The organism is Sulfitobacter sp. M368 (assembly GCF_025141875.1).
Classification (GTDB): domain Bacteria; phylum Pseudomonadota; class Alphaproteobacteria; order Rhodobacterales; family Rhodobacteraceae; genus Sulfitobacter; species Sulfitobacter mediterraneus_A.
Genome location: NZ_CP081113.1, coordinates 614,166 through 638,463, shown reverse-complemented (window position 1 = coordinate 638,463; position 24,298 = coordinate 614,166). Strand labels below are relative to the sequence as shown.

Annotated in this window: 24 protein-coding genes; 9 read left to right on the top strand and 15 right to left on the bottom strand. The window is 57.5% G+C overall.

Translation table 11 applies throughout. The annotated features are described in order from the left end of the window. Positions 1–153: 153 nt before the first annotated feature. Positions 154–1,329, bottom strand: a complete 1,176-nt coding sequence (gene tuf, locus K3754_RS03250) for an elongation factor Tu (RefSeq protein ID WP_203209043.1) — start codon at positions 1,327–1,329, stop codon at positions 154–156. Between the two features lie 120 nt (positions 1,330–1,449). Further along, positions 1,450–2,016 carry a hypothetical protein gene (locus tag K3754_RS03245; RefSeq protein WP_231024230.1) on the bottom strand — a complete coding sequence of 189 codons (567 nt, stop codon included), beginning with the start codon at positions 2,014–2,016 and terminating at the stop codon, positions 1,450–1,452. A 133-nt stretch (positions 2,017–2,149) separates the two neighbouring features. On the opposite strand from K3754_RS03245, the gene K3754_RS03240 reads away from it, so the two are divergent. After that, positions 2,150–3,505 carry a cytochrome P450 gene (locus K3754_RS03240; protein WP_259940947.1) on the top strand — a complete coding sequence of 452 codons (1,356 nt, stop codon included), beginning with the start codon at positions 2,150–2,152 and terminating at the stop codon, positions 3,503–3,505. A 65-nt stretch (positions 3,506–3,570) separates the two neighbouring features. Here the strand turns inward: K3754_RS03240 and K3754_RS03235 are convergent, their stop codons facing one another. From K3754_RS03235 to K3754_RS03225, 3 genes are all read right to left on the bottom strand, one after another. Next, entirely contained in the window at positions 3,571–4,686 is a 1,116-nt protein-coding gene (locus tag K3754_RS03235) for a M48 family metallopeptidase (RefSeq protein WP_259940945.1), read from the bottom strand. Then, positions 4,683–5,948, bottom strand: coding sequence for a DUF898 family protein (locus tag K3754_RS03230; protein ID WP_409202379.1), 1,266 nt, complete (start codon positions 5,946–5,948; stop codon positions 4,683–4,685). The genes K3754_RS03235 and K3754_RS03230 overlap by 4 nt, the downstream gene beginning before the upstream one ends. Positions 5,949–6,049: 101 nt before the next feature. Continuing rightward, on the bottom strand, positions 6,050–8,353 hold the full coding sequence (locus K3754_RS03225) for a DNA topoisomerase IV subunit A (protein ID WP_259940940.1): 2,304 nt from the start codon (positions 8,351–8,353) through the stop codon (positions 6,050–6,052). A gap of 215 nt (positions 8,354–8,568) precedes the next feature. On the opposite strand from K3754_RS03225, the gene K3754_RS03220 reads away from it, so the two are divergent. The 6 genes from K3754_RS03220 (at position 8,569) to K3754_RS03195 (ending at position 12,918) form a co-directional block, all read left to right on the top strand. Then, positions 8,569–9,201, top strand: a complete 633-nt coding sequence (locus K3754_RS03220) for an SH3 domain-containing protein (RefSeq protein WP_259940937.1) — start codon at positions 8,569–8,571, stop codon at positions 9,199–9,201. Between the two features lie 61 nt (positions 9,202–9,262). After that, positions 9,263–10,090 (top strand): SDR family oxidoreductase, encoded by an 828-nt coding sequence (locus K3754_RS03215; protein WP_259940936.1) that lies wholly within the window; start codon positions 9,263–9,265, stop codon positions 10,088–10,090. A gap of 59 nt (positions 10,091–10,149) precedes the next feature. Continuing rightward, complete coding sequence (locus K3754_RS03210) at positions 10,150–10,356, top strand: twin transmembrane helix small protein (protein ID WP_203209066.1); 207 nt, start codon at positions 10,150–10,152, stop codon at positions 10,354–10,356. Beyond that, the gene (locus K3754_RS03205; RefSeq protein ID WP_203209067.1) at positions 10,356–10,928 is read left to right on the top strand and encodes a cob(I)yrinic acid a,c-diamide adenosyltransferase; all 573 of its coding nucleotides are present in this window, start codon (positions 10,356–10,358) and stop codon (positions 10,926–10,928) included. The genes K3754_RS03210 and K3754_RS03205 overlap by 1 nt, the downstream gene beginning before the upstream one ends. Positions 10,929–11,233: 305 nt before the next feature. Next, positions 11,234–11,992 (top strand): electron transfer flavoprotein subunit beta/FixA family protein, encoded by a 759-nt coding sequence (locus K3754_RS03200; protein ID WP_259940933.1) that lies wholly within the window; start codon positions 11,234–11,236, stop codon positions 11,990–11,992. Continuing rightward, the gene (locus K3754_RS03195; RefSeq protein WP_203209069.1) at positions 11,992–12,918 is read left to right on the top strand and encodes an electron transfer flavoprotein subunit alpha/FixB family protein; all 927 of its coding nucleotides are present in this window, start codon (positions 11,992–11,994) and stop codon (positions 12,916–12,918) included. Before K3754_RS03200 ends, K3754_RS03195 begins: the two co-directional genes overlap by 1 nt. A 64-nt stretch (positions 12,919–12,982) precedes the next feature. Here the strand turns inward: K3754_RS03195 and K3754_RS03190 are convergent, their stop codons facing one another. Next, a complete protein-coding gene (locus K3754_RS03190) occupies positions 12,983–13,816 on the bottom strand; it encodes a DUF6473 family protein (protein WP_259940929.1) in 834 nt (277 codons plus the stop codon). 157 nt (positions 13,817–13,973) lie between these two features. Between K3754_RS03190 and K3754_RS03185 the strand changes: the two genes are divergently transcribed. Then, a complete protein-coding gene (locus tag K3754_RS03185) occupies positions 13,974–14,849 on the top strand; it encodes a 3-hydroxybutyryl-CoA dehydrogenase (RefSeq protein ID WP_259940927.1) in 876 nt (291 codons plus the stop codon). 134 nt (positions 14,850–14,983) lie between these two features. Here K3754_RS03185 and K3754_RS03180 read toward each other — a convergent pair whose 3' ends face one another. The 7 genes from K3754_RS03180 to K3754_RS03150 are packed head-to-tail and all read right to left on the bottom strand — an operon-like array spanning position 14,984 to position 20,385. Further along, a complete protein-coding gene (locus tag K3754_RS03180; protein WP_203212224.1) occupies positions 14,984–15,862 on the bottom strand; it encodes a lysophospholipid acyltransferase family protein in 879 nt (292 codons plus the stop codon). A gap of 45 nt (positions 15,863–15,907) precedes the next feature. After that, on the bottom strand, positions 15,908–16,177 hold the full coding sequence (locus tag K3754_RS03175) for an HPr family phosphocarrier protein (RefSeq protein WP_203209072.1): 270 nt from the start codon (positions 16,175–16,177) through the stop codon (positions 15,908–15,910). A 13-nt stretch (positions 16,178–16,190) separates the two neighbouring features. Next, a complete protein-coding gene (locus K3754_RS03170; RefSeq protein ID WP_203209073.1) occupies positions 16,191–16,583 on the bottom strand; it encodes a PTS sugar transporter subunit IIA in 393 nt (130 codons plus the stop codon). After that, positions 16,580–17,473 (bottom strand): RNase adapter RapZ, encoded by an 894-nt coding sequence (gene rapZ, locus K3754_RS03165; protein WP_409202378.1) that lies wholly within the window; start codon positions 17,471–17,473, stop codon positions 16,580–16,582. Before rapZ ends, K3754_RS03170 begins: the two co-directional genes overlap by 4 nt. 20 nt (positions 17,474–17,493) lie before the next feature. Continuing rightward, a complete protein-coding gene (locus K3754_RS03160) occupies positions 17,494–17,925 on the bottom strand; it encodes an HPr kinase/phosphorylase (protein WP_259940921.1) in 432 nt (143 codons plus the stop codon). A 21-nt stretch (positions 17,926–17,946) separates the two neighbouring features. Then, entirely contained in the window at positions 17,947–19,674 is a 1,728-nt protein-coding gene (locus K3754_RS03155) for a sensor histidine kinase (protein WP_259940918.1), read from the bottom strand. 9 nt (positions 19,675–19,683) lie between these two features. Beyond that, a complete protein-coding gene (locus K3754_RS03150) occupies positions 19,684–20,385 on the bottom strand; it encodes a response regulator transcription factor (protein ID WP_037905394.1) in 702 nt (233 codons plus the stop codon). Positions 20,386–20,758: 373 nt separating this feature from the next. Here K3754_RS03150 and K3754_RS03145 point away from each other — a divergent pair, with 373 nt between their 5' ends. After that, a complete protein-coding gene (locus tag K3754_RS03145) occupies positions 20,759–22,357 on the top strand; it encodes a phosphoenolpyruvate carboxykinase (RefSeq protein ID WP_259940913.1) in 1,599 nt (532 codons plus the stop codon). A gap of 72 nt (positions 22,358–22,429) precedes the next feature. Here the strand turns inward: K3754_RS03145 and K3754_RS03140 are convergent, their stop codons facing one another. Continuing rightward, a complete protein-coding gene (locus K3754_RS03140; RefSeq protein ID WP_259940911.1) occupies positions 22,430–23,146 on the bottom strand; it encodes a hypothetical protein in 717 nt (238 codons plus the stop codon). A gap of 98 nt (positions 23,147–23,244) precedes the next feature. Next, positions 23,245–24,186: a LysR family transcriptional regulator gene (locus K3754_RS03135; protein ID WP_259940909.1), complete on the bottom strand. Its 942-nt coding sequence runs from the start codon at positions 24,184–24,186 to the stop codon at positions 23,245–23,247. Positions 24,187–24,298: the final 112 nt, after the last annotated feature.

Genomic DNA, 24,298 nt, shown 5'->3' with positions numbered 1-24,298 from the left:
CAACACGGGGCCCAACGCAAAAGGCCGCCCCGGTGAGGAACGGCCTTAGTTTTTTAGCAACCGGGTGTCTCCGCCTTGCTCTCATCGTTCTTGCAGAACGACTGCCGCAAGGCGTCGCACGCGGCAGGCTTTGCTGGCGCAAAGCCGCCGTGCTTACTCAGTGATCTTGGACACAACGCCCGCGCCGACCGTACGGCCACCTTCGCGGATCGCGAAGCGCAGACCCTGCTCCATCGCGATAGGCGCGATCAGCTCAACGTCGAACTTCAGGTTGTCGCCTGGCATAACCATTTCTGTGCCCTCGGGCAGCTGAACGGTGCCGGTCACATCCGTGGTCCGGAAGTAGAACTGTGGACGGTAGTTCGCAAAGAATGGCGTGTGACGGCCACCTTCTTCCTTGGTCAGGATATAGGCTTCGGCTTCGAACTTGGTGTGCGGGGTCACGGAACCGGGCTTACACAGAACCTGGCCACGCTCAACACCGTCACGGTCCACACCGCGCAGCAATGCGCCGATGTTGTCGCCCGCTTCGCCGCTGTCCAGCAGCTTGCGGAACATTTCAACGCCTGTGCAGGTGGTTTTCTTGGTGTCGCGGATACCAACGATTTCGATCTCGTCGCCCACGTTGATCACACCGCGCTCAACACGGCCGGTCACAACTGTACCACGGCCGGAAATCGAGAACACGTCTTCCACAGGCATCAGGAACGGCTGGTCAACCGCACGTGCAGGTGTCGGGATGTACTCGTCCACAGCCGCCATCAGTTCTTTGATTTTCTCTTCGCCGATTTCTGGCTTGTTGCCTTCCATCGCCGCCAGAGCGGAACCTGCAATGATCGGAATATCGTCGCCTGGGTACTCGTAAGAGGACAGCAGCTCGCGGATTTCCATTTCCACCAGTTCCAGCAGCTCTTCGTCGTCGACCTGGTCAACTTTGTTCATGAAGACAACCATGTAAGGGATGCCAACCTGGCGGCCCAGCAGGATGTGCTCGCGCGTCTGTGGCATTGGGCCGTCAGCGGCGTTCACAACCAGGATCGCGCCGTCCATCTGCGCCGCACCGGTGATCATGTTCTTGACGTAGTCAGCGTGGCCGGGGCAGTCGACGTGCGCGTAGTGACGCGCTTCGGTTTCATACTCAACGTGCGCGGTCGAGATCGTGATCCCGCGGGCCTTCTCTTCGGGCGCGCCGTCAATCTGGTCATACGCCTTGAAGTCACCAAAATACTTGGTGATCGCCGCTGTCAGCGTCGTTTTACCGTGGTCAACGTGGCCAATCGTGCCAATGTTGACGTGCGGCTTATTACGTTCAAACTTTTCCTTTGCCATGCTGCAAGCACCCTTTTGTAATTGAAGAGCCCATCGGACCCGATCCTCATATGGCGGGCGATGTATTGGGTCTGGAGGCTAAAATCAAGCAGGAGTTCGCGCGATCACGTGGAACCGCAATTATTCTGCCGTAACTGCGCCTTCTGCGTCCCCGTTGAACCAGCCGTTTTCAGCGTTTTGCTTGACCAGATAGCTTTCAATGGCTTTTGCGGCATTCTGCGACAGGTTCTTAAGCTGCTCTTCGGCGCTTTTGGTATAGCCCGACCCCACCACTGGCCCTTGATCCAGAGATTCGAAGACGGTGATCTGGTGCGGCTTGGGCGTCAGCTTGAGATTCTTGGCATCGTCCCAGACCGTCAGGTTGATCACGAGAATCGATTTCGGCGCAAACAGCACCGGCACCCCTGGCTGGGCCAGCACATAGCCTTCGATGCTCATCCCGAAATGATAGTTGCGCGTGCCGTTGTAACGACCGAACCGTTCGGCGGTGGCATCAGTCAACGCTTTGGTCAGCTCTTCTTTGCTTGCCTCACGGCTGAGCGGGCCTTTCACAACCTTGGGCGCCACAGCGATGTTATGCTGCAGTTTGAAATCCCCCAGCGGCACCGCAGCCTTGTTCAGATCAGCCGCACCGTTGCAGGCAACCAGCATGAAAAGGGACATCACAACCAAAACAACACGCATCATAACATAGCCCTTTCAAGGCGGAGGAGACCGCATTTCGATACCTCAAGCCCCCGCAAGGTGCAATCATTTGCCGCCTTGGCCAAACTGCAGTTCAACCCTATCTAGAAGACAGGACCATTCGGAGGACCGCAAGATGACCGCCGCCAGCCCCCTGCCCGTACGCGTGCCCCTTGTCACAGAACCCAAAAGCATTCTCGAAAGCCTGCAAATGGCGCGGCGTAATGTGCTGAGCATTATCCCCGCTATCGCCATGACACAGCCAATGGTCTCTGGCAAAACCGGCAAGCGCTGGCATATGGTCATGGACCCCGGCGCGATCCGGCAAATCCTGCTGGACCGGCTGGAGGATTATCCAAAGTCCGTGGTCACCAAAAACCTGCTGAAACCGGCCATTGGCGAATCGCTGTTTATTGCTGAAGGGGCGCACTGGCGCTGGCAAAGACGGGCCGCTGCACCGGTGTTTTCGCACCGCAACGTGATGAACCTCTCGCCGATCATGACAGCCGCTGCAGAACGTGCGGCAGATCGGATCACCGCCGCAGGGCCACGGGCGATCAATATGCTGGACGAGATGGTCACAACGACATTTGACGTCATTGGCGATGTGACCTTTTCGGGGGGCGATACCTTTGACCGCGACAAGGTGCATGGCGCGATTGACGATTACATCGCCGAGGCGGGCAAGATCAGCCTGTTTGACATACTCGGCCTGCCAGACTGGATCCCGCGCCCCGGCAGGGTGATGTCGGGCAAGGCGCTCAAGGAAATGAAAGCCCTGGCAGACCATGCCATCGTAGAGCGGGCACATCGCGGCCATGACGGCACACCGGATTTGCTCGACCTGCTGCTTGACGGGATCGACCCTGAGACAAAGCGCCAGATGTCCACCAGCGAACTGCGCGACAACCTGCTGACCTTTATTGTGGCGGGGCATGAAACCACTGCCCTGACCCTGGCCTGGGCGATGTATCTGGTTGGGTTTGACCAAAAGGTGCAAGACCGCGCCCGCGCCGAGGCACAAAGTGTTTTGAACGGCCGCGCCTGCACCGGCGATGATGTGGAGAAATTGCCATTCATCCGCATGATCATTGACGAAGCCCTGCGCATGTACCCCGCCGCCGGAATCATTTCGCGCACCGCCCAAAAGGCCGATACCCTCTGCGACCGCGAGATCAAACCAGGCGATACGGTGATGATCCCGATCTATGCACTTGGGCGGCACCAGATGCTGTGGGACGATCCGGACAGTTTCCGCCCAGAAAGATTTGCCGACCGCAAGGCGATTGACCGCTATGCCTATCTGCCCTTTGGCGACGGGCCACGCATCTGCATCGGAGCCTCCTTTGCCCTTCAGGAGGCAGTGATCATTTTGGCGACCTTGCTGTCACGGTTTGAGTTCACGCCTGTGGCTGGCAAAGACCCCGAACCGGTGATGATCCTGACACTGCGCCCGGAAGGCGGCGTCTGGATGACAGCCAAGCCGCTCTAATCCGGCGGCGGCGTTTTCTTCAGTCAAAACGGTACGGATCGTTCGGGTCAGGCCTACCGCTCGGCTCATTTGCAGATGTTTTGCAGCGCCGCCCAATCCTCATCGGGCATTGACGGGCCGTAGGCCGCATCCGGATCGACCGCTGCCCGCGCCGCGCGAATGCGATCCCCCATCGCCGGGTGGGTCAGGAAATGCGCGGCCACGCCGCTGCGGTCTCCATGCTCGCCCTGCAGGTTCTCAAACATCCGCCCCAATGCCGCCGGGCTGATCCCCGCATCCTCCAACGCCTCATGTGCAAATTCATCCGCAGCGGTTTCTGCAGCTTGGGAATACTGGGCGGCAATCAACCGTTCCGTCAGGAACAACACCGCCGCCCCGCCCGCAAAATCTCCGAACAAAAGTCCCAGCACCCCAATAGACCCGGCAGAGCGCAAAGCATGGCGCGTCGGGTCGCGGCTGTTCACATGGCCAATTTCATGCGCGACAACGGCGGCCACTTCATCAGGGCCATCTGCGGCCTCGATCAAACCCCGAAACAGCACGACATAGCCGCCCGGCAAGGCGAAGGCATTGACCATCTCGTGATCAAGAACGGCAATCGTCACGTCCTGCCGAAATGCGCGATCGCCGCTGAGCTTGGCAACCAGTTTGTTCAATGCCGTGGTGCCAACCTCAGAAGTACAAACCTCAATCGGGCTGAGCCCGGTGTCATCAAGCGCCTCTCGGATATGGCCAAAGGTCGCCTCGCCCAGCGCCTTTTCCCCGTCAACCGGGATGAACTTCGCCATGTTATCCGCAAGCAACGGCACCAGCACAAAGATTTGCAAAGCCACGGCAGCCACGGCAGCAAAAGCCCATTTGATCAACCGCCCGCGCCCTTTTGGCGGCGCACGGCGCGTGGCCTGTGGCAGCGCGGACAGCAAAAACGGATTGGGCGATACAAGCCGCGCCAAAGGATCGCCCGTCCAGCGCAGAACATATTGCGCCCGGCCCGAAATGTCCGGCAAGGCGCGGACCTCAGTCAAAGGCCATTCCACCACCTGCCCGTCGTCCAGCGTGATCTCAAGCAGGCTCTGCCCCTGTGTCAGCGCCAGTGTCACCTCCCGCGGCTGCGGCACATCCCCGTCGAAATAGCTGGCTCCGGTGGCATCCATCGCACGGGTTGCCAAAACATCGGTCATATCGCGGCCCCCAGATCAAGGGCTTCGGCAAAGCCTTCGGCCTCGGCAAAATCATCGCGGGCGCGTTGGCTGATATGATCCAGACCGTGATAATCCGGCAACCGTGTGGTCAGCGCCATATGCCGCATGATCGGGAAGGTCACAAAGGTGTTGTAGAGCACGCCCCAAAGCAAAAACGCAGACAGATAGAGCATCCCCATCAGCACCACCGCCACCCAGCGCGGCCAATCTCCGACCGCCGAAATGCCGCCTAATCCGAACCATGCCAGAAAACTGTCAAAGCCAAGCATCGCCGCGCCTATGAGGATCACCGCAAGGATCGCAACCGTCAGCACAAGATACGACAGGAAAACGCCCAAAACGTAAATCATCGCTATGCGCGGCGGCTTAAGATCAGAATAGAAGGTGATCCCGGGCGCGGTCTTGTAATTGGCCAGGATACGTTTGGCCGCCCACCGGTAATGAACAGCGCCATACATCAAGCCGAGAGCGCAGAGAACAAACAGCCACAGGCGTTCAGGATCGGCAAGAGCCGGCAATTCGGCATCGTCGTCAAACAAACCGTTCCAGCCTTCTGTTACAAGCTCGGCGAATGTTGTTTGTGGGAATACAGGTGCAAGCCAAATAATCCAGACCGTCAGGACAACCGTCAGTGCCAAGGACACTCCAATAGGCACCGCCGCACGATACAGCATTGTCCAATGCCCACCCTGCATCAGCCGGGCCGACCCAAAGAACGTTCTGTCAGTGCGGTATTTCTCAAGCCAGAAGGTCATGCGCGGCCACAAGACGCCCAAGGTACAAATCGTGATGGCCCAATGCACCAAGGCCCGCCATGCATAGCCCCATGCGCCTTTCTCCAGGCCGAACCGCACACCGCGCCAGCGGGTGCGGCCCAGAACATATCGCCGCGCCCGATACCGGGCATAAAACCAAAGCGGGATCACCCCGGCAAAGCTGGCCAGATACCCGACCCATGACGAATTGAAGACCGAGAAACTGACAAACATCAGCAGCAGATTCACGATGCCGATGTAGAAAGTCAGAATCACCACTGCGATAAAGAACCCCAGAAGCTTTTCAATCGGATCGCCCACATATTCCATCGGATTGCCGCCCGGCCGGATCGCGGACCAATACCAGCGGCGCAGGCGGGTTTTCATCCAGAACCGGTAGATGCCCAATGTGATGACTGTCAGAAACCCGGTCTTGAGCGCCAGCCAGAACAGCGCCCAGCGGCTGCCGACAAATTCCACCTTCATCCAGCCCGGTGCCTTGGCGGCAATCGGTGTGGTGGGCGCGGTCGGCGGTGTCCCCCAAGGGCCAGCATTGGAGGAACGGTCAGTCATCTGGCGTGCCCGGATCAGGTAAACGTGTTGTCACGAGGAAAACCGCGCGGCGCCATGCGCCCGGCACTGGCCCGTTTGCCCGACCATTCGGTCAGATCCGTTTCAGTGCGCGTGCGCCCGGCAGGGTCAAGCCAGCTGAGCCCCTGTGCACTGTCAAAGGTGGTGGCATCGGAAAGCCCGCCGTCCTTGTACTTTTGCAGCCGCACCCCTTTGCCGCGACCCATCTCGGGCAGTTCATCCACCCCAAAGACCAGCACTTTGCGGTTCTCGCCAACGGTCGCGACCATATCGCCATCGACCTCATGGCAAATCAACGCCGTGACATCGCCGCGCACGTTGAGCACCTGTTTGCCACTGCGCGTCTGCGCCACCACATCATTTTCGGGGACAATAAATCCATCCCCGGCACTGGAAGCCACCAGCAGCTTGCGATCCGGACGGTGGATAAACAGCCGGACGATCTGCACTTCATTGGGCAGATCGACCATCAGGCGCAAAGGCTCGCCCATGCCGCGCCCGCCCGGCAAGGCGCTGGCAGAGACAGTGTAGAACCTCCCGTTTGAGCCAAAGACCAACAAACGATCCGTGGTTTCCGCATGGAAGATAAACCGCGGCCCGTCGCCATCCTTGAACTTCAACTCGCGGGTCAGGTCGATGTGACCGGTCATTGCGCGAATCCAGCCCATCTCGGAACAGACCACCGTGATCGGCTCACGGTCGATCATCGCCTCGATTGGCACCTCTTCGATCTCGCCTGCCTCGGCAAATGTGGTGCGGCGCGCGCCGCCAGCGTAGTCCTTGCCAAATTGCTTTTTCGTGGCCCGCAACTGATCTGTGATCGTGGTCCATTGCAGGTCTTCGCTTTCCAGCAGGTCTTCAAGGCCCGCGCGTTCTTCCATCAGTGCAGATTGCTCGCGCAGCAATTCCAACTCTTCCAAGCGGCGCAGGGACCGCAGACGCATGTTCAGGATCGCATCCGCCTGAACCTCGCTCAGCTCCCCCTCTCCGGGTGCAGGCGACACATAGTCGGCCTCATTCATCGCGCGGACGTGGGTCTTGCCCCAATCCTCCCGCATCAGGGCTGCTTTGGGATCGTCGTCGTAACGGATAATATCAATAACCCGGTCAAGGTTGAGGAAGGCCACGATAAAGCCTTCGAGCACCTCAAGACGGTGGTCGATCTTCTCCATTCTATGGACAGAGCGCCGCTGCAACACCTCGCGCCGGTGGTCAACAAAGGCGCGCAGCACCTCTTTCATCGAGCAGACCTTGGGTGTGACCCCGTCGATCAGCACATTCATGTTCAATGAGAACCGGACCTCAAGATCCGAGTGGCGGTACATCATGCCCATCAGAACCTCTGGATCGACATTCTTGGACCGTGGCTCAAGGATCATCCGGATGTCATCGGCAGATTCGTCGCGCACATCGGCAAGGATCGGGATCTTCTTGGTCTGGATCGCCTCGGCAATCTTTTCGATCAGTTTCGACTTTTGCACCTGATAGGGGATCTCGGTGACAACGATCTGCCACTGCCCGCGCCCCAGATCTTCGACCTCGTAGCGGCAGCGCAGCCGGAAACCGCCCTTGCCCGTACGATAGGCCGTCGCGATGTTTTCTGGCGGCTCCACAATGATGCCACCGGTCGGGAAATCCGGCCCCGGCACGTATTTCAACAGCGTATCATCCCGGGCGTCGGGTGTTTTGATCAGATGGATGCAGGCGTCACACAATTCTGAGATATTGTGCGGCGGAATATTCGTCGCCATGCCAACGGCAATGCCGCTGGAACCATTGGCCAACAGATTGGGGAATTGGGCGGGCAAGACCACGGGTTCGGTCAGGGTGCCGTCATAATTCTCCCGAAAATCAACGGCGTTCTCGGTCAACCCATCCAACATCGCCTCTGCGACGGCGGTCATTCGGGCTTCGGTATACCGGCTGGCGGCGGGGTTATCGCCGTCAATATTGCCAAAGTTCCCCTGCCCATCGACCAGCGGATAGCGAACGTTGAAATCCTGCGCCAGACGCGCCATCGCGTCATAGATCGCCGCATCCCCATGGGGGTGATAGTTGCCCATCACATCGCCCGAGATTTTGGCCGATTTTCGGAAACCGCCGTTGGAGGCCAGCCGCAATTCCCGCATCGCATAGAGAATCCGGCGGTGTACCGGCTTGAGCCCGTCCCGCGCATCCGGCAAGGCCCGGTGCATGATCGTGCTCAGCGCATAGGTCAAATACCGTTCACCCAGCGCGCGGCGCAGGGGTTCGGACAGATTATGCGGGTCCATGCTGGGGGGATCGGTCACGTCAGACATAGATGTTGTGTAGCCAAGGGGGGCGGATGCAGCAAGCGCATCATTGGCCGCGAAAGCAAAACACACGTGCAAATTGCGACAGATTTACCACGGGGAGAGGTCGATATCATTTCCCCTCCCGGTGAATCGTTAAATTTGGTATTGAACTTTTGGGGGGAGTTTGACGTTAAACTCCAAACAGCTGCACTTTCGGGGTTCTTGTCATGTTTCGGTTTATGTTGGTTTCTTTCGGCTTTATGGGATGGGCGTTCTATGAGATGAGCGGCGGCTCGGATTTTGATCCGATTGCGACCCGCATGGCGCGTATTGAGCCCGCAGCCGAAACTCCATTCGATACTCCGGCCATCCCCAACGATCAGGTGGTCCTTGCCTCTGCCTCCACCGACATTGTGGATACCGACCCTTTTGCAAACGACACGGTCACACGCGTTTCGCTGAACCTGACCAGCCTGCAAGATGCGCTTGGTCAATCGGGCGATGCGGCGGTTGTGGCCCCGGCTGTACAAACGGTTGATCCGGCGGTTGTGCCAACCAACGTCGCAATCACCACGTCATCTGCGGACACGCCTGCCATTATCCCAAGCCTGATCGTGCAAGACGATACTGCGACGGACAACGCCACCCCTGCAGCGCTGATCTCCGAGGCCGGCCTCGATATCCGCACCGTATCCGGCAACCGCGTCAATGTGCGTGGCGGGCCAAGCACGAATTTCTCGGTGGTCAGCAAACTGGTGCGCGGTGACGCCGTCGAGATCCTCGAAGACAACGGGAATGGCTGGGTCAAGATGCGCTCGGTCCTGACGGGCGAAGAAGGCTGGATGGCCGACTTCCTGCTGTCTGAAAGCTGATACGATATTGCCAATCTGAGCATCGCACGTCATGAAAGGCCTCCGCTCCGGAGGCCTTTTTATGTCTGAACGCACTATCCTCATCACCGGCTGCTCCAGTGGTATTGGCTATGCCGCCGCGAAAACCTTGCGCGAACGCGGCTGGCGCGTGTTTGCTGCCTGTCGCAAGCAAGAAGACTGTGACCGCCTGCGCGGAGAAGGGTTTGATGCACCGCGCCTCGATTATCAGGACGAGGACAGCATCAAAACCGCGCTGGATGAGGTGCTCGGGGCGACTGGTGGCACTTTGGACGCTCTGTTCAACAATGGTGCCTATGCGATCCCCGGCGCGGTGGAAGACCTGCCAACGGAGGCACTTCGCGATATTTTTGAGAGCAATTTTTTCGGCTGGCATAGCCTGACGCGGGCTGTTCTGCCCGTGATGCGGGCGCAGGGGCATGGCCGGATTGTGCAATGCTCTTCGGTTTTGGGCCTGATCACAATGCCCTGGCGCGGCGCCTACAACGCCAGTAAATTTGCCCTCGAAGGGCTGACAGACACCTTGCGCATGGAAATGCGTGACACGGGCATTGACGTGGTGCTGATTGAACCGGGGCCAATCACCTCTGCTTTCCGGGCCAACTCGATCATTCAATTCGAACGTTGGATTGATTGGAAGAATGCCCCCCGGGCCGCGCAATATGAGACGCAACTGCGCCCGCGCCTCTACGATTCAGTGAAAAAGACCACGTTTGAGCTTGGCCCCGAAGCCGTGGTGGACAAGCTGATCCATGCCCTCGAAGCGCCCCGCCCCCGCCCGCGCTATTACGTCACAGTTCCCACCTATTTCTCCGGTTTCATGCGGCGTTTGCTGCCCACGCGCCTGCTCGACAAGGTCATGGGCGGCTGAAAAAACTTGCGCAAAGATTGTGGCCCGCTACATCACCATAGAACCCGAAAGGATTGGCCATGCCCTCTGACCCGCTATTTATCATCGTGATTCTCGCCGTGCTGGCGGTTGCCGTTGTTCTGCTGATCGGGCTTGGCGGTTTTGCCGGCGGCGGGGCGTTCAACAAGCGTAACGGCAACAAGATCATGCGCCTGCGCATCATCGCCCAGTTTGTCGCGGTACTGCTGATCCTCGGCTATATCTATCTTCGCAAGGACGCAGGCTGATGGTTGTTCTCAATAAGATTTACACGCGCACCGGCGATGCAGGTGCAACTGCGCTTGGCAACGGCGCACGGGTTGCCAAGCATAACGCACGGGTTGAGGCATATGGCACCAGCGATGAGCTGAACTGCTTTGTCGGCGTGGCCCGGCTTGAGGCCAGCGGCGAAACCGATGATGCATTGTCGCGCATCCAAAATGATTTGTTCGATCTGGGTGCCGATCTTTGCCGCCCCGATATGGAGGCCGACAAAGAAGCAGAATACCCGCCGCTGCGCATGACGGCAGAACAGGTCGACCGCCTTGAGGCGGAGATCGATATCATGAACGCCGAACTGGACCCCCTGCGCAGCTTTATTCTGCCCGGTGGCACTACATTGGCCGCGCAATTGCATGTTTGCCGCACCGTGGCGCGCCGCGCCGAACGGCTGGCTGTTTTGTTGTCAGAGCAAGAACCCATCAATCCTGTTGCAGTGAAATACCTCAACCGGCTCAGCGATTGGTTCTTTGTCGCGGCACGTATGGCCAACAACGGCGGCAAGGACGACGTGCTTTGGGTGCCGGGCGCCAACCGCTGAGCTTGGGACAGATCATGCCCGAACAAACAGGTAATCCAGCCCGGCCAATGCATCCCGCCTGACATAGGACCAAGGCCACGCCGCGAACAGCTGGTCCCAAATCACCCTGACTTCGAAACATCCCGATTTTTGAAACAATTCGGAAAAGTTTTGCCAAGCTGAGGCGCTAACATAAAAAACGCGGCGTACTTAATGCCGCAATTGCCGATTTTGCCCTGTTTCGGTTGTAAACCTTTCGCTAAACCACCCGAGAGGAAGTTCAAGGATTTGCCATTGGGTGAGTCGTAATCAAGGAGAAAACGCTCATGAAGGTACTCGTGCCGGTCAAGCGCGTGATTGACTACAACGTGAAAGTGCGCGTCAAAGCGGACGGATCGGGTGTTGATCTAGCCAACGTAAAAATGTCGATGAACCCGTTTGACGAGATTTCCGTCGAACAGGCGATCCGTCTGAAAGAAGCCGGTCAGGCGGATGAAGTGGTTGTTGTATCCATTGGCGTCAAGCAGGCGCAGGAAACACTGCGTACCGCGCTGGCCATGGGCGCAGATCGCGCCATTCTGGTTGTGGCTTCTGACGATGTACACAATGACATCGAACCGCTGGCCGTGGCCAAGATCCTCAAAGCGATCGTGGACGAAGAACAGCCCGGTCTGGTTCTGACAGGTAAGCAGGCGATCGACAACGACATGAACGCCACCGGCCAGATGCTTTCTGCGCTGCTGGGTTGGTCGCAGGGTGCATTTGCCTCCGAGATCAATATCGACGGCGACAACGCCGTTGTGACCCGCGAAGTGGACGGCGGTCTTCAGACCATCAAGGTGTCCATGCCAACGGTCATCACCGTTGACCTGCGCCTGAACGAGCCACGCTATGCCTCGCTTCCGAACATCATGAAGGCCAAGAAAAAGCCGCTGGAAGAAAAGACAGCCGCTGACTACGGCGTTGACGTGTCCAACCGTCTGGAAATCGTAAAAACAGTTGAGCCAGAAGAGCGTGCCGCCGGTATCAAGGTGGGCTCCGTGGATGAGCTGGTCGAGAAACTCAAAGAAGCGGGGGCTGTGTAATGGCTGTTCTACTCCTTGCAGAAGTAACCGATGGCGAACTGGCGATGGACGCAACGGCCAAGGCCGTGACCGCTGCCAAGCAATTGGGTGATGTAACTGTTCTGGCCGCCGGTGGCTCTGCCGCCGCGGCGGGCGATGCGGCAGCCAAAATTGACGGTGTTGCCAAGGTTCTGGTTGCGGAAGATGCCTCGCTGGGTCACCGCCTTGCGGAAGCCACAGCAGCATTGATCGTGTCTCTGGCGGGTGATTACGATCACATCGTTGCGCCAGCTACCACAGACGCCAAGAACGTGATGCCACGTGTTGCGGCGCTCTTGGATGTGCAGATCATCTCTGACGCCTCCGGCGTTGTGGACGCAGACACCTTCGAGCGTCCGATCTATGCGGGCAACGCAATCCAGACCGTCAAATCCACTGATGCCAAAAAGGTCATCACTTTCCGGACCGCGACATTTGACGCGGCTGGCGAAGGTGGCTCTGCATCTGTTGAAACAATTGGCGCGGCGGCAAACCCCGGTCTGTCTGAATGGGTCGAAGACAAGGTCGCCGAATCCGATCGCCCAGAGCTGACGTCGGCTGGCGTTGTTGTTTCCGGCGGTCGCGGTGTCGGCTCCGAAGATGACTTTGCCCTGATCGAAAAACTGGCTGACAAGCTGGGTGCCGCCGTTGGCGCATCCCGTGCGGCGGTTGACAGCGGCTATGCCCCGAACGACTGGCAGGTTGGCCAAACCGGCAAAGTTGTTGCACCTGATCTTTATGTTGCTGTTGGCATCTCCGGTGCGATCCAGCACCTTGCCGGTATGAAAGACAGCAAAATCATCGTCGCAATCAACAAAGACGAAGAAGCACCGATTTTCCAGGTTGCTGATTTTGGTCTGGTTGCCGACCTGTTCGAGGCCGTGCCCGAATTGATCGAAAAACTCTGATTGTCAGAGGTTCTCTTCTGAGCAACCGACAAACGGCCCGCCCTCACCGGCGGGCCGTTTTGCGTCAAAGGATCCTGTGCAGGGCTGACACCACTGCGTCCGCGGCCTCGATATGCGCCTGTTGGCCCAACATTTCTTCTGCGGCCATGGCCTCCATCTCGGCAAATATCATCCCTTCGGTTCCCATCACCCGCGCACGGGGGGAGGCAACAACCTCAACCACATGTGTGGCATGACCGGCAATCTCGTCCATCATCTGGCGCGTGATGAAAAGCGGATCATTCCCAATGGAGTGCGGCGGGCCACGCCCGGCATCCCTTGGCTTGTGCTCCGAAAACCAAAGCAGAACGGATTTGCCTCTGACCTGGCTCAACATCAACCGCATCCGCGCAAGCCAGGCTTGCTGCAACTCTTGCAAGACCGTCGCAAAACGATCTGGCGACACCTCAAGCAGCTTGCTCAACATATGTTTGGTAAAGTGGAAATCGGCAAAATCCACCTCGCGGTATATCGTCGCCAAAAGCGATGAGGCAGAGACAAACCGATCATTGCGCCTTGGATGCACAGCATAGAACCGATTGGTCATATTCTGCGCGCCCAGCACCTGTATCACCGCAACATCCGCCTGCGCTGCAGCGCCCAAAATGAACGGATCATTCACAAAAACGTCGATCCCGGCATTTGGCACACCAAAATTCGCGGCAGTTTTGCCAAACTCCTCTTCCACCAAAACAGGAAACGGTTTGGCGAGGAATTTTCCATAGGTTTCCGTCCCACCGATAAACGCGATATAGGGCTCGTCCAAACTTCGTTTCGGTCCCCGAAACAGCAACTTCGAATTGCCATAGCGGCACGGAAGATAATCAAGGGCCCCCAGCCCTAATGCATCAATGGTCATCACACCCACCTTGTTTCATTCACCCAGACACAACATGCAGCTGCTATTCCTGCGATTCGCTTAACGGGTGAATTTGCCACGCTTTTTGGACAAACCCTGCCCTTGCGACTGCCCCCCACCGCGCCTTATTGTAGGGGCAGGCAGAAAAGGACATTCCATGGACATCCAATCAATCGGCATCGTCGGCGCAGGCCAGATGGGCAACGGCATCGCGCATGTGATGGCTCTGGCCGGCTACGACGTGCTTGTCACCGATGTGAGCGCGGAGGCGCTCAAAAATGCCATGGAAATCATCGAAGGCAATCTTGGCCGACAGGTGGGCCGGGGCAAAGTGTCGGAGGCCGATGCCAATGCCGCCATGGCCCGGATCAAAACAACCCAAACCCTCACCGATCTGGGGCAAAGCGATCTGATCATTGAGGCCGCCACCGAACGCGAGACAGTCAAGCAAGCCATTTTCGAAGATCTGCTGCCGCATCTGAAGCCAGAGACAATCCTGACCTCGAACACCTCCTCGATTTCCATCACCCGCCTGGCCAGCCGCACCGACCGCCCGGAAAAATTCATGGGCTTCCACTTCATGAATCCGGTCCCGGTGATGCAATTGGTCGAATTGATCCGCGGCATCGCCACGGACACCGAAACCTATGACGCCTGCAAGGCCGTGGTGGACCGGCTTGGCAAAACCGCCGCTTCCGCCGAAGACTTCCCGGCCTTCATTGTGAACCGCATCCTGATGCCGATGATCAACGAGGCGGTTTACACCCTGTACGAAGGGGTCGGATCGGTGCAATCGATCGACAGCTCCATGAAACTGGGCGCCAACCATCCCATGGGCCCGCTTGAACTGGCAGACTTCATCGGCCTCGACACCTGTCTTGCGATTATGAATGTGCTGCACGACGGTCTGGCCGACACGAAATACCGCCCCTGCCCCCTGCTCACCAAATATGTTGAGGCCGGATGGCTGGGCCGCAAAACCAACCGCGGCTTCTACGACTACCGAGGCGACGTGCCCGTACCCACCAGATAGGGCAGACGGCCTTTGCCCCTTTTTGGCTCTAAATATTCCGGGGAGCTTGAGGGGCTGGCCCCTCAATCCGACCTGTCAGACAAACTCAACCGTCCAATATGCGCCCGGCACAACAGTTAGCCTGAACGCTGTAGTCAGTCCGTCAAACCAAGGGTCTGCTCGCGCAGCCACGCCATGAATCCGCGCGGATCATCTGCGCGGGCGTCGATTTCTTCTTGCGGGATAGGATGGCCGACAATAGGCGCTTGGGGTTTGTCACAACTGTGCACAATCTCATGCAACAAAAGACCCTGCCGCAACATCGGACTGACCTTGTTTGCGATCTGATAGGCGCGGCTGTTCTGTCCGGGGAATTTCATCGGAACCACCGTGGCGCCCGACCTGCGGATCATCTTGGCGGTAAAGACATTCCACTCCGCTTCCACCGCTGGCCCCCACCATGTTTCTGATGAGGCGACCACACCCGATGGGAACAGGGCCACGACACCGCCCTCTTTCAAATGCGCCATCGCCTTGGCCCGCATCTCAACGCCTTTGCGCTGCGCATCAGGATCATGGGGAAACGGCACCGGGATCATGTAGCTGCCCGCGACCTCATCAATTGAAGTCAGCAACGACCGCGTCAGAATACGATAGTCGGGGCGCACACGGCCAATCAGATCGGCAAAGATCATCCCGTCCACCATACCGTGCGGATGGTTGGCCACCACAATCACGGGGCCGGTCTTGGGAATGCGATCCAGTTGCGCCTGAGGGGTCAACAAATCAATGCCCATCGTATCAAGAGCGGCCCGCCAGAACGGTTGCCCTGACGGGGTGCCGCGCTTTTCAAACTGCTTGATCATGCGCAAGATCTTCAGCTTGCCGGTAAACAGCTCGATAATGCTGATGATCCGCGATTTGACCGGATCATCAAAAGTCGAGGCATAAGAAAGACTGCGGCGGTCATAGGTGACAAATGACACTTCGCCCGCTTCAGGCGTGCCTGTTTCAGCCGCGTCTGATGTTTGCAGATCTTTCACCAAGACATGTCACCCTTTTCCGGTCGCCTGAAATGCTCAGAAACCTTCGCCGAACTTGTCCGCCACCAACGCCTTCAGCGCCTCAGCAAGGGCATCTGCATCCGGTCCGGTGGTTTGGATGTCAATCGTGCTGCCCCGCGACGCGGCCAACATCAACAATCCCATGATGCTGTCGCCACAAGCGGTCATGCCATCCTTGCTGACATCAGCGCGGGCGTCAAATGCCTCAACCACTTCAACAAGTTTGGCCGAGGCGCGGGCGTGCAAACCCTTTTCGTTCACGATTTTTAGGGAAAATTCGGGCATAAATTTGGGCCTTCTAACCTGCGCTCACATTTTGGCTGTCGATATACTTCTTACCAGCATCAAGCGCGGCGCGCACCGCATCGGGCACATCCATCTGGCGGGATTTGGCCAGTTTGATCAACATCGGCAGGTTGGCACCATAGAGAATGCGCCGGTTCTCTGGACGGCACGCCAAAAGCGACAGGTTCGATGGCGATCCGCCAAACAGATCCGTCACGATCACAACGCCTGCACCCTGGTCAACCTCGTCAGCGGCGGCGCAGATCTCGGATTCCTTGGCACTGCGATCATGGTCAGCGTGGATCGAGATCGCCCGGACCCCATTTTGCGAGCCAACAACATGTTCAATCGCGGCAAGGTATTCCCCCGCCAGTCCGCCATGTGCGACTATCACAATTCCGATCACGTCGATGTCTCTTTCCGGTCCTGACGATCCAACTCGCGGTGTCTTATTGACACTTGCCAACCCTCCTGTGCAAGGCGCAAAGCATGATCTTCTGCCAACGTCACCGACCGATGCTGCCCGCCGGTACACCCAAAGGCGATTGAAATGTGTGACTTTCCCTCATCCTGAGAAGCAGGCAGAATCATCTGGCACAATTCAAAGACCTTCTCCGAGAAACTCGCAAAGCGCGGATCACTCCTGACATAGCCTGCAACCGCATCATCCGTGCCATTCAATCCCCGAAGGCTTTCGTCCCAGAACGGGTTGCGTAGAAAGCGGCAATCGAACACCAAATCCACACTGCGCGGCAGCCCCCGCTTGTAGGAAAAAGACTGCACAGAGATGCTCAGGTCATGCTTGCCGCCGGGCGCAAACCAATGCTCCACCTCCGCACGCAGCTCATGCACGTTCAGCTGGCTGGTGTCGATCAGAACGTCGGCCCGGGTCCGAAGCGGGCGCAGCAACAGCTGTTCGCGTTCAATGCCTGCGGCAGGGCTGTCTTCGGGGGCGAGCGGGTGCCTGCGGCGGGTTTCCGAAAACCGACGAAGCAGCACATCTGTGTCACAGTCGAGATAAAACAATTCGACCTTCAAATCGCTGCGGGCCGACAGTTCGCCCAACAGATCAAGAATGGCATCGGTCGAAAAATCACGGTTCCGCGCATCTATGCCCAAGGCCATCGGGTGGTCCTGTTCCGGGCTGGACAGCAGGGCAGGTAAAAGCCGAAGTGGCAGGTTGTCGATGGCCTCAAAGCCCGCGTCCTCAAGCACATTCAACGCCGAGGACCGGCCTGCGCCGGACGGTCCGGTCACGAGCACGATGCGGCGCTGTGGCCCTTCAACGGGGGTCATTGAGGCGTTGTCATTGGGGATCATGATCGAAGATTTATACTTCGCCGGAGGGAAAGCAAGATAGCTGCGGCAAAATGCGGCCCGTCAACACGGCGCAGACAGGGCAAGGGGATGTCCAGCACTTCGATACTGACAGGATCAGGCAATCGCTGTGCGCTATGCTGCCCCATATCAACGGCCAATACCACTTGTGCGGAATGCTCATAGGGCACGTTCAGAATACCGACGCCTCGTGCCTCGATCTTGCCTGCGATTGCGTCTGGCGCAGATGCGGTGACGGTCTTTGCATCGGATGTGAGGAGCGTTCGGTCATCCGCCACCAGAACCGCCCCAAGCGCGATCAGTTGAAGCGCCAGCGCGGATTTTCCGGTTCCCGATGCACCAAGGATGAGTGCCCCATGCCCATCCAGACTGACGGTTGTGGCATGCAGGGTCTCGGTCAGCGGTGCCATACCGTCATCATCGCCTTCTGATCAGGTTGGCAGGCCCACAACAAACCGGGCGCCCAGTGGTTCTGATGTGATGTCGGCCTCGGTCGGGCGAATATTCTCGGCCCAGATCACACCGCCATGCGCTTCCACGATTTGCTTGGAAATCGCCAGACCCAGACCAGAGTTGTTGCCAAAATGCTCGACCGGCCGTTCGGAATAGAACCGCTTGAAAATCTTGGACAGAGCCTGATCCGGAATACCGGGGCCAGTGTCCTCGACGACGACAAGAACGCGGTTCTCACGCTTGCGCGCCCAAACCCGGATAGCATCGCCATCTTCGCAAAACGAAATGGCGTTTGTGATCAAATTCACAAAGACCTGCGCCAAACGGGCCTCTAGCCCGTGAACGAGAATCGGGTTGGCCGGCAGATCGGTGATGAAATCAATGCCTTTGCTCTTGGCATCCTCGCCCAGGTACTGGCTCAGGTTGCCAACCATATTGAGCAGATCGAACTGTTCTTCTTCTTCTTTGACCAGTTCTGAATCCAGACGCGATGCGTTCGAAATGTCGCTCACCAGACGGTCAAGGCGCCGCACGTCGTGATCAATCACATCCAGCAGTTTCTCGCGCTGATCTTCACGCTTGATCATCCGCAGCGTGCCAACAGCGGAGCGCAGCGAAGCCAGTGGGTTCTTGATCTCATGCGCCACATCGGCTGCAAATTGTTCGTTGCCGTCAATCCGGTTGTAGAGTGCCGAAACCATGCCGCGCAACGCGCCGGACAAGCGCCCGATCTCATCAGGCCGCGCGGTTAGGTCAGGGATCCTTATCCGCCCCGGGTTCATCTTGCGGGCATCCTTGTCACGGCCAAGCTCGGCCGCAGCGGCCAGATCAGCCAGTGGATTGGCAATGGTTGACGCCAAAACAAGGCTCAGACCAATGGAAACCAGTGTGGCAATCACAAACATCTGCAAGACACGTTCACGTTCACTGCGGACAAGCTTATCAATTTCACCCGCGGCGGAGGCAATTGCCACAACGCCGAGCGGCTGACCGGACTGCATTATGGGGGTCAGCACCGTGAACAAGGTGTTGCCATTGGCATCAATGGTGTTCTCGATATGCGTGCCAGAGGTCAGGCTACCGGCGATCAACGGTTTGAACTGGTCTTCCAATGGCAGGGCGGCGGCATCGTCCTGACCACCGCTAAACACGCCGGACACGGCATCCCAGACGAAGGTCAGCCCGTCCGTCAGCAATGTGCGGCTGTCATCCCCTTCTGCGCCAAGTTTTTCGGCCAAGGGCAAACGCCCTTCGCTGGTGGCAATCAGTGTCTCGGTGGTGTCGAACACAAAAACATCGACGCCGCTGCGCAGATCGAGCCCCTCCAAGGTGGCCTCGACGTCAATGCCACCGCCGGTGGCAAGATCGACAACACCCCCCTCCGGCAACCGTGCCTCAATCACGTCGGCAATCAATTCCGCCTCAGACAAAAGCGAAGACGCCCGTTGAAGGGCCAGAGAATCCCGAGAAGAGTTCAGATACAAGATGCCCGCCACCAGCACATTCAACGCAATCAGGTTGAACGTGATGATCTTGCGGGTCAGCGGCGAGGTGCGCAGCGAAAACAACCCACGCCGTTCACGCCGCACGCGCAGCTCGTCCGGGGCGGATTGATCCGGGGCGACCCAATCATCGCCCAGAACAACATCTCCGTCCCGTGGGGTGGTGCTCAGGTCCCGCACAAAGTTCCTTTCGGCCAGTGCCATCGGTTCAGATCATTCTTCGTTATATCTGTAGCCGATGCCGTACAGTGTCTCAATCGCGGAGAACTCATCATCCGCGGTGCGCATCTTCTTACGCAGACGTTTGATGTGGCTGTCGATGGTGCGGTCATCCACATAGACCTGATCGTCATAGGCGACATCCATCAACTGATCGCGCGATTTTACAAAACCGGGGCGCTGCGCCAGTGCTTGGAGCAGCAGGAACTCTGTCACTGTGAGAGACACGTCCTTGCCCTTCCAGCTGACGGCGTGGCGCAGCGGATCCATCCGCAGATCGCCGCGTTCCATCACCTTGGTCTCTTCGGTCTCGCCCACCTCATCCGTGGCAACTGCGTCCTGCCGACGCAAAAGGGCGCGGATGCGTTCCACCAACAGGCGCTGGCTGAACGGTTTTTTCACGTAGTCATCTGCGCCCATCCGCAGGCCAAGAACCTCGTCAATCTCGTCATCTTTGGACGTGAGAAAGATTACTGGCATCGCAGTTTTCTGGCGCAACCGCTGGAGCAGGTCCATGCCGTCCATGCGCGGCATCTTGATATCCAGAACGGCCATATCGGGAAGGCGTTTGTTGAATGCGTCGAGTGCGGCCTGCCCGTCGTTGTAGGTTTCAACTTCAAAGCCTTCTGCTTCGAGAGTCATCGAAACAGACGTCAGGATGTTCCTGTCGTCGTCCACCAATGCAATTTTTGACATTGCCTGTTTCCTTATGCTGCTCAATTTTTAATTTTTTGTTTTGAGGCCATTGATCAACACTTTTGCCCCCCGAATCAATCTCAAACTGCGAATCAGTCCCGAAACACACCGTAATTTCGCCATAATTTGGTTAGGAATGGCTAAATTGCCGCAGTTTGCCCGATCGAACCCTGCCGCGATTTCAGGCGTTGCCCTGCGGAATTTGGGGCCTGAGGCCAAAGTTCGCCATGATGGCGCTAACTGCGGCAAAGCCGCCTGTTCATATCTTTCGCGGTCGTGTTATGAGGCGTTTCAAGGCCCTTTGAGGCCCAGGGCCAGTTGGCCCGATCAAGCCAGATAGCGCCAGTTTGCGCGCGCCTACAGGAGACATTGTATGACATTTGGACGGGTAAACCCGCAGTTCCGCCTTGAGGATCAACAGATCAACGGGCTGGGCAATGTCTATTATAACCTGATGGAACCCGCGCTGATCGAAACCGCGCTCAAGCGCGGCGAGGGCACCCTTGGCAACGGTGGCGCGTTCCTTGTTACAACAGGCAAGTTCACTGGACGTTCGCCCAAAGACAAACATGTCGTCAAGACAGACAGTGTCGCTGACAGCATTTGGTGGGAAAACAACGCGGAGATGTCGCCCGAAGGGTTTGACGCCCTATACGAAGACATGATCACCCATATGCAAGGCGGCGAGTATTTCGTTCAGGATCTGGTGGGCGGTGCAGATCCGCGGCATGCCATCAACGTGCGCATGGTCACCGAGTTGGCTTGGCATGGCCTGTTCATCCGCACCATGCTGCGCCGGCCCGAGCGTGATGCATTGGATGAATTCATCGCCGATTTCACCGTCATCAACTGCCCCAGCTTTCAGGCAGATCCGAAAAAGCACGCCTGCCGGTCCGAGACCGTGATCGCCATGAATTTTGACCGCAAGATGATCTTGATCGGCGGGACGGAATACGCAGGCGAAAACAAGAAATCCGTCTTTACCCTTCTGAACTACCTGCTGCCGGAAAAGGGCATCATGCCAATGCACTGCTCTGCCAACCATGCGACGGGCAATCCTGTGGACACAGCGGTGTTCTTTGGCCTGTCCGGGACCGGCAAGACGACACTCTCTGCCGATCCGCAGCGCACCTTGATTGGCGATGACGAACATGGCTGGTCTGACAATGGCACCTTCAACTTTGAAGGTGGCTGCTATGCCAAAACGATCAACCTCAGCGCCGAGGCAGAGCCAGAGATCTATGCGACCACCAAGAAATTCGGCACCGTCATCGAAAACATGGTCTTTGACGAAGACACCAAGGAACTGGACTTCAACGACGACAGCCTGACAGCCAACATGCGCTGCGCCTATCCGCTGCACTATATTTCAAACGCATCAGAAAAGGCTGTGGGCGGCCATCCCAAGAATATCATCATGCTGACCTGCGATGCCTTTGGCGTCTTGCCCCCCATTGCGCGGCTGACCCCGGCACAGGCGATGTATCATTTCCTGTCCGGCTTCACCTCCAAAGTGGCCGGAACAGAGCGCGGCGTGACCGAGCCGGAGCCGACCTTCTCCACCTGTTTTGGAGCGCCTTTCATGCCGCGCCGGCCGGAGGTTTACGGCAACCTGCTGCGCGAAAAGATCGCCCAACATGGCGCGACCTGCTGGTTGGTGAACACCGGCTGGACCGGCGGGGCATACGGCACCGGCTCCCGCATGCCGATCAAAGCCACACGCGCCTTGCTGACCGCCGCGCTTGAAGGGGCTCTGGCGGATGTAAAATACCGCAAGGACGCAAACTTCGGTTTTGAAGTACCCGTATCTGTAGACGGTGTCCCTGACATCCTGCTGGATCCGCGCCGCACATGGGACAATGCTGAAGCCTACGACCGTCAAGCGACCAAGCTGGTCAATATGTTCTCCGAAAACTTTGCACAGTATCTGCCCTTCATCGATGATGATGTGAAAGCCGCCGCTATCGGCTGATCTGCAGAACAAAAAAGAAAAAGAGCCGCAGAAACCTGCGGCTCTTTTTCTTTTTGCCAAAGGATAGTCAGGTCAGGCCGCTTCCATAACCAGATCTTCGACAGGAATATCCAGCAAGAACCGCGCGTCTTCCTGGCTGAGCCAGGTCAGGAACGCCTCGATCGGCACATCGCGGCCAGCGATCTGCCATTTCAATGCGTTCGGTTCGTTGTGCATATAGCCCATCCGCTCAGAGAACCCTTTGAACGCTACGGTGCGCAACATAAAGCCGAACATGAAGTCAGGATTCCAACGGCGCGTCACCTCAAGCAGGCCTGTACGCGCCAGAACCGTCGACAAACCAGAGCCGCGATACTTGCCCTTCTCGGGGGCCATCCAAACTTCGCCATGATAAACAACGTTGCCTACAATACGGTGGGAGCCCGGCGTCGCGCGAAACCGCGACCGCTCAAGGTTGACACCCGGAATTGGCGGCGGGAAATCCCGGAACCGGCTAAGCAGATGATTGGCCAGTGTTTTTCCGCGCAAAGGCACCTTCTTCGCCGCTTGGGTGTGGATCAATTCGCCCTCTTTGCTCCGCCCAATCAGCCAAAAGGCATTCTTCTTCGACAGATCATGCATTTCGTAATTGAAAGGCGCGCCGAGATTCTGAACCTTGCGTTCTTCTGAAATAATCCGGCTGTATTCCTCGAAATCACTACCAATTGTGACTTCGACCCCGTGAGCCCGCAATACATTGCGACTGGTCGCGATAAACGGCGCCGCGTCCTGAGGGAATTGGATCGTCATACTCTGTCTCCTTTGGCCTATTGTTTCTCACACTAGTACAAACAGCAAAAAAACACCCGATAATTGAATCGGATGGCCAAAGTTGTTGAGATATGATGTTATTTTCCGGAAATTCCCCTTTCGAATACGGCATCTTCGGGATCGAACGCGATGGGCGTAACGGGGTCTAGTGATTCGATCAGCGACGGGTCGAGCCCGCTGATCCGGACCTGATCCACTGGCAGAATCAGCGACATAACCGCCGGTGATCCATCCGGAAAGAACCCGCTGAGAATCAATCTTTGGTAGGCAACAGGGGCAAGCGAATCGCTTGGAAGGCGCGGCATTCGTGTAAAAACGTGGTCCAAACGCGCAGTTTGGGTGGCTTCAACCTCGTGGAACGCCTCGTAAATCAGGTAGGAAAACTCCTCACCGGCAGGCATTTGACTGATCGGGCGGCCAATACTTGAGCGGGCATAGTCCTGTCCGAACCAATTCACATAGACCGATTTTTGGCCAAATTCGACGCAGATCCACGCCCCTTCGGTCTGCCGATAGATGATCAGATAGGGACGGACATGTGCAAATTGCGGGCTCTCAATTTCGCCCGCAGACATCGCCCAAGCACGAAATGTTTCGCGCAACAGCAAGGACGGGTCTTTCCAAATGCGGCCGATGGGTTGCTGTTCTTGATAGAAATCCCACTTTCCAACATGCGCCTTGAGAAGCTGCAAATGACCAACAGAACTGACCTGCCCGCGCAGCCAAGTGGTCCCGCGGGCCAATAAATCCTTGGCTCCCGGCAGTGCGGCCTCTCCTGCGGCGGTCAATTGGTAGCGGCGGTCATCGACGAAGAAAAGCTGCGCACCCATCTGTTCTTCGAGCGTAGAGATGTGCCGCCTGACAGTCTGCCGCGTGCTGTCGAGCTCTTTCACGGCATGAGACAGGTTCAGCGTCGCAGCTAGGGTTACGAAAGACCGTATCATTTCAAACAAGAGCGCCGGTGGCGGAGGAGGCGCGTCCGATGCCGCCTCGGGCTTGGGATTAAGATGTTGGTTCATAACGGGCCTATGGTATGTAAATCATCCATTAGCGCAACAAAAATCATCCATCAATTGTACATATTTCTCCCAAAAGTGGAAAAATCTATTCAATTGAACGCGCTTAAGAAGT

Coding starts and splice junctions, on each gene's coding strand:
- tuf (WP_203209043.1), bottom strand. CDS start 1,329: ATGGCAAAGGAAAAGTTTGAACGTAATAAGCCGCACGTCAACATTGGC.
- K3754_RS03245 (WP_231024230.1), bottom strand. CDS start 2,016: ATGATGCGTGTTGTTTTGGTTGTGATGTCCCTTTTCATGCTGGTTGCC.
- K3754_RS03240 (WP_259940947.1), top strand. CDS start 2,150: ATGACCGCCGCCAGCCCCCTGCCCGTACGCGTGCCCCTTGTCACAGAA.
- K3754_RS03235 (WP_259940945.1), bottom strand. CDS start 4,686: ATGACCGATGTTTTGGCAACCCGTGCGATGGATGCCACCGGAGCCAGC.
- K3754_RS03230 (WP_409202379.1), bottom strand. CDS start 5,948: ATGAAGGTGGAATTTGTCGGCAGCCGCTGGGCGCTGTTCTGGCTGGCG.
- K3754_RS03225 (WP_259940940.1), bottom strand. CDS start 8,353: ATGTCTGACGTGACCGATCCCCCCAGCATGGACCCGCATAATCTGTCC.
- K3754_RS03220 (WP_259940937.1), top strand. CDS start 8,569: ATGTTGGTTTCTTTCGGCTTTATGGGATGGGCGTTCTATGAGATGAGC.
- K3754_RS03215 (WP_259940936.1), top strand. CDS start 9,263: ATGTCTGAACGCACTATCCTCATCACCGGCTGCTCCAGTGGTATTGGC.
- K3754_RS03210 (WP_203209066.1), top strand. CDS start 10,150: ATGCCCTCTGACCCGCTATTTATCATCGTGATTCTCGCCGTGCTGGCG.
- K3754_RS03205 (WP_203209067.1), top strand. CDS start 10,356: ATGGTTGTTCTCAATAAGATTTACACGCGCACCGGCGATGCAGGTGCA.
- K3754_RS03200 (WP_259940933.1), top strand. CDS start 11,234: ATGAAGGTACTCGTGCCGGTCAAGCGCGTGATTGACTACAACGTGAAA.
- K3754_RS03195 (WP_203209069.1), top strand. CDS start 11,992: ATGGCTGTTCTACTCCTTGCAGAAGTAACCGATGGCGAACTGGCGATG.
- K3754_RS03190 (WP_259940929.1), bottom strand. CDS start 13,816: ATGACCATTGATGCATTAGGGCTGGGGGCCCTTGATTATCTTCCGTGC.
- K3754_RS03185 (WP_259940927.1), top strand. CDS start 13,974: ATGGACATCCAATCAATCGGCATCGTCGGCGCAGGCCAGATGGGCAAC.
- K3754_RS03175 (WP_203209072.1), bottom strand. CDS start 16,177: ATGCCCGAATTTTCCCTAAAAATCGTGAACGAAAAGGGTTTGCACGCC.
- rapZ (WP_409202378.1), bottom strand. CDS start 17,473: ATGACCCCCGTTGAAGGGCCACAGCGCCGCATCGTGCTCGTGACCGGA.
- K3754_RS03160 (WP_259940921.1), bottom strand. CDS start 17,925: ATGGCACCGCTGACCGAGACCCTGCATGCCACAACCGTCAGTCTGGAT.
- K3754_RS03155 (WP_259940918.1), bottom strand. CDS start 19,674: ATGGCACTGGCCGAAAGGAACTTTGTGCGGGACCTGAGCACCACCCCA.
- K3754_RS03150 (WP_037905394.1), bottom strand. CDS start 20,385: ATGTCAAAAATTGCATTGGTGGACGACGACAGGAACATCCTGACGTCT.
- K3754_RS03145 (WP_259940913.1), top strand. CDS start 20,759: ATGACATTTGGACGGGTAAACCCGCAGTTCCGCCTTGAGGATCAACAG.
- K3754_RS03140 (WP_259940911.1), bottom strand. CDS start 23,146: ATGACGATCCAATTCCCTCAGGACGCGGCGCCGTTTATCGCGACCAGT.
- K3754_RS03135 (WP_259940909.1), bottom strand. CDS start 24,186: ATGAACCAACATCTTAATCCCAAGCCCGAGGCGGCATCGGACGCGCCT.